Genomic DNA, 4,318 nt, shown 5'->3' on the forward strand with positions numbered 1-4,318 from the left:
GGCGTACGGCGGTCGCGCCGCGCGGGAGTACGACGAGCGCGACGGTCACCATGATCGCGACGGCCACCACCGCGCCGCCGACCGCCACCCGCTGCACGATCCGCCCCCGCTCCGCACCTGCCCCGGCAGGCGACTCCGGGGTGGGGGTGCCCATCAGGTGGAGGCAGACGTCGACCATGGTGGGGCGGGCGGCCGGGTCCTTGGCCAGGGCCGCGCGGACAATCGAGCGCAGCGGCTCCTCAAGTACCGAGACGTCCGGCTCGGCGGTGAGAATCCGGTGCATCACCGCCGGAATCGTGTCACTGCCGAACGGCGGTTGCCCGGTGGCCGTGTACAACATCACACAGCCCCAGGCGAACACGTCGGCCGGTGGCCCCGCCTTGTGCCCCGCGAACTGCTCCGGGGCCATGAAGCCGGGCGTCCCGAGGATCTGGCTGGACTGGGTCGTCGGGTCGGTGAGCGAGCGGGCGATCCCGAAGTCGATCACGCGCGGCCCGTCCGGGCCGAGCAGGACGTTGCCCGGCTTGAAGTCCCTGTGGACCACCCCGGCCCGGTGGACGGCCGCCAGTGCCGTGGCGGTGGCCACCGCGAGGCGCTGGAGGTCGGCCCCTGCGCGTACGCCCGCCTGAGCCAGCGACGGCCCTTCGACGTACTCGCTGACCAGGTACGGCGGGTCGGCCTGGGGGTCGGCGTCCACGATCCGCGCCACGCAGAACGGCGCGACGCTGCGCGCCGCCGCGATCTCCCTGGCCAGCCGCTCGCGGGCCCGGCCGTCGGCGCCGTCGCCGCGCAGAACCTTCACCGCCACCCGCCCGGCGGGCCCCTCACCCAGGTAGACGATCCCCTGACCGCCGCCGCCGAGGCGGCCGAGCAGCCGGTGCGCGCCGACCTGATCCGGATCGCCCGGCCGTAACGGCTCGGCCACGTCCGCCTCCTCGCTCCCGCCCAACGGCGATCATACGCACCCATGACAGACCGCCCCGGCATTCAACGGGCCAGGGCACTCAGGGCGTTCAGGGCGCGGGCGCGCGCGGTCTCGGTCTCCTCGGCGCGGGCGCGTTCGCGGGCGTACTCGCGCATCAGGTCGTGGAAGGTGTAGCGGCCGGGCGCGTACTCCTCGATGAGGTGGGCGGCGGCGAGCCCGCCGAGCAGGCGTTCGGTCTCGGCGGGGGCGGTACCGGTCAGGGCGGCGGCCTCGCCCGCGGCGAAGGCGGGACGCGGTACCAGGCCGAGCAGCCGGAACAGCCTCCGGGACGGCGGGTCCAGCCGCTGGTAGGACAGGTCGAACGCGGCGCGCACCGCGGCGCGCGGGTCTCCGTTCAGGGCGAGCGAGGCTAATCGTGGGCCGGTCAGCCGGCGTACCTGATCGCCCAGGTCCGCGCCCGGCCGGGACAGGATGCCCGCCGCCGCGATGCGCAGCGCCAGCGGCAGGTAGCCGCAGGCCCTGGCGAGTTCGGTGGCGGCGTCCCGGTCGGCGGACAGTCGTTCGTGACCGAGGATCTTGCCGAACAGCGCGCCCGCCTCGTCGGGGGCCAGCAGGCCGAGTGGGACGGGCACCGCGCCGTCGCGGGCGACCACCCCGGCCAGGCGCTCCCGGCTGGTGATCACCGTGGCGCAGCGCCCGCCGCCGGGCAGCAGCGGGCGGACCTGCTCCTCGGAGGCGGCGTTGTCCAGGATCACCAGGACCCGCCGGTCGGCGAGCAGGCTGCGGTAGGCGGCGGTGGCCTCCTCGACGGTGTCGGGCACCCGGTCGGCCGGTACGCCGAGCGCGCGCAGCAGCCGGCCGAGGGCCCGCAGCGGGTGCAGCGGCCGTTCCGGTGAGTATCCGTGCAGGTCAACATAGAGCTGACCGTCCGGGAAGCGGGCGCGGACCCGGTGGCCCCAATGGACGGCCAGCGCGGTCTTGCCGACCCCGCCGCCGCCGGTCACCACCGCGACCGACGCCGCCTCCCCGCCGGCGGCGATCGAGTCGAGCAGGCGCAGTTCGCGCGCCCGCCCGGTGAACTGGCCGGGGCCGGGCGGGAGCTGCGCGGGCACCGCCGTGGGTTCGGGGCCGGTCTCGGGGACCGCGTACAGGGTCGGGGAGCGGCCGGCGGGAACGTTCCCGCGCAGGATGCGCTGTCGCAACTGCCGGAGCTCTGGTCCAGGGTCCAGGCCCAGCTCGTCCACCAGCCTGCGGCGGGTGCGCTCGTACCGTTCCAGCGCGTCCACCCGCCGCCCGGTACGGCAGAGCGCCAGCATCAGCAGCCCGACCAGCCGCTCCCGGAACGGATGCTCGGCGACCAGCGCGATCAGCTCGGGCACCAGCGTGGCGTCGTGCCCGGCGCGCACCTCGGCGTTCAGGCACTCCTCGGTGACCGCCAGCCGTTCCTCGTCGAGGGAGTCGCGCAGCCGGTCCAGCAGTTCCCCACCGGAGACCCCGGTCAGCGGCTCGCCCCGCCACAGCTCCAGCGCGTGCCGCAGCCCGGCGGCCCGCGCCTCGTCGGTCTCGGCGGCCCGCGCCCTGGTGACCGAAATTCGGAATTCGTGGATATCGACCTGCTCGGCGGGGAGGCTGAGCAGGTAGCCCTGCGGGGAGTACGCGATCGTGACGCCGGCTCGGGCGAGGGCCACCCGCAGCCGCGACACGTACCCCTGGACGAGGCTGCGCGCGCCCGCCGGGGCCCGGTCCCCCCACAGACCGTCGATCAGCCGCTCCATCGCGACGACCCGGCCCGCGTCCAGCGCGAGCAGCGCGAAGGCGGCCCGTTGCCGGGGCGGGCCGAGCGCGATCTCCTGGCCTTTCTCCCAGGCCCGCACCGAACCGAGTAATCCGATCATCAGCCGCGGCCCCTGGCCTGGCGCTTGTGCTTGTGCCGACATGTCGCTCCCTTCTTCCTTGCGAATGCGATTACCGGCAGTCATAGGAGAGGCACAAGTCGCAGTCCAGCCGAAATCCTGACCGGATCAGGCCGAAGTGCAGCGTATCCCGGCACGCTGAGGCCGCATCCGACAGTTCAAACCTTTTCGACGGTTCATACGAAGGGTCGCGGCGGGAGAAATCGCCTCCGGCCGGCGCCGGATCGCCTTTCCCGCAGTCCGCGTCCCTTCCGGAAAGAGGCAGCATTGTCATATCCGCAGCACGATGTGATGAGGGCCTTCGCCGAGGCGGTGGCCCGCCATCCCGGCCGGCCGGCGTTGGAACACGGTGACGGCGTCCTGACCTATGCCGAGCTGGACGCGTGGGTCCGTGCGACGGCCCGGCGGCTCGGGCCCCGCCCGGGGGCGGTCGCGGTGCCGGCCGCGCGCACGCCGGCCACGGTGGCCGCGCTGCTCGGAGTACTGGCGGCGGGCGGCACGTACGTGCCCATCGACCCCTCGCACCCTCCGGCCAGGCAGCACGAACTGATCACCGCGAGCGGCTGCACCGCCGCCCTCGGCACCGGACCGGCCCTTCCGTTCGGCGTGCGTCAGGTGGACCTCCCCAACGCCACCGACGAGCCCGGCGAAATCGCGGCCGTCGCCGGCGACGACCCTGCGTACATCCTGTTCACCTCCGGCTCCACCGGGGCGCCCAAGCCGGTGGTCACCCCGCGCCGGGCCATCGGCGTGGTGACCGGCGCGCTGCGCGAGCTGTTCGGCATCACCCCGGACGACCGCGTACTCCAGTTCGCCTCACTGAACTGGGACACCTGCCTGGAGGAGATCCTGCCCGCGCTCACCACGGGCGCGGCGCTGGTCTTCTGCGACGACGCGCACTCCGGGTCCTTCCCCCGGATGCTGCGCGCGATCAAGGCCGCGCGGGTCACCGTGCTCGACCTCCCCTCCGCGTACTGGCACGAACTCGTCCGCCACCTGATGGACGAGCGGGCCGCGCTGCCCCCCTTGGTCCGGCTCGTCGTCATCGGCGGCGAGGCGGTGAGCGCGGCCCGGCTGTCGGACTGGCGGACACTCCGCACCAACTCCATTCGTCTGATCAACACCTATGGATGTACCGAAACCACACTGATCACCCACGCCGCCGACCTCACCGCCCCCAGCCTGGGCAAGGTGCCGATCGGGCGCCCGTTGCCGCACGTCAGGCAGCACATCGGGGAGGACGGCGAGCTACTGATCGGCGGCCCGTCGCTGGCCCTGGGCTATCGCGGCCTGCCCGGGGCGACCGCCGAGCGGTTCGTCGAGCGCGACGCCGTGCGGTACTTCCGCACCGGCGACCGGGTCTCGACGACCCCCGGCGGCATGCTCGTCCACGAAGGCCGGCTGGACCACGAGCTGAAGATCCGCGGCGTCCGGGTGGACCCGGGCGAGGTGGAGGGCCAGATGGCCGCCCATCCGGGGG

3 protein-coding genes are annotated in these 4,318 nt (G+C 74.0%); 1 reads left to right on the forward strand and 2 read right to left on the reverse strand.

Features of this window, described 5'->3' with window-relative positions:
• A partial coding sequence (locus tag C1I98_RS40925; protein WP_158558326.1) for a serine/threonine-protein kinase occupies window positions 1-925 on the reverse strand: 925 nt, incomplete at its 3' end.
• 62 nt (window positions 926-987) lie between these two features.
• Window positions 988-2,820, reverse strand: coding sequence for an AfsR/SARP family transcriptional regulator (locus tag C1I98_RS35980; protein WP_158558327.1), 1,833 nt, complete (start codon window positions 2,818-2,820; stop codon window positions 988-990).
• Window positions 2,821-3,129: 309 nt separating this feature from the next.
• On the opposite strand from C1I98_RS35980, the gene C1I98_RS35985 reads away from it, so the two are divergent.
• Window positions 3,130-4,318: AMP-binding protein (locus tag C1I98_RS35985; protein ID WP_111171762.1), on the forward strand; the 1,189-nt coding region annotated here is incomplete at its 3' end.

The organism is Spongiactinospora gelatinilytica (assembly GCF_003236385.1).
GTDB classification, from domain to species: domain Bacteria; phylum Actinomycetota; class Actinomycetes; order Streptosporangiales; family Streptosporangiaceae; genus Spongiactinospora; species Spongiactinospora gelatinilytica.

What these genes read in the sequence shown, in the direction of transcription:
- C1I98_RS35980 (WP_158558327.1), bottom strand. Translation starts at nt 2,820, where the DNA reads ATGATCGGATTACTCGGTTCGGTGCGGGCCTGGGAGAAAGGCCAGGAG.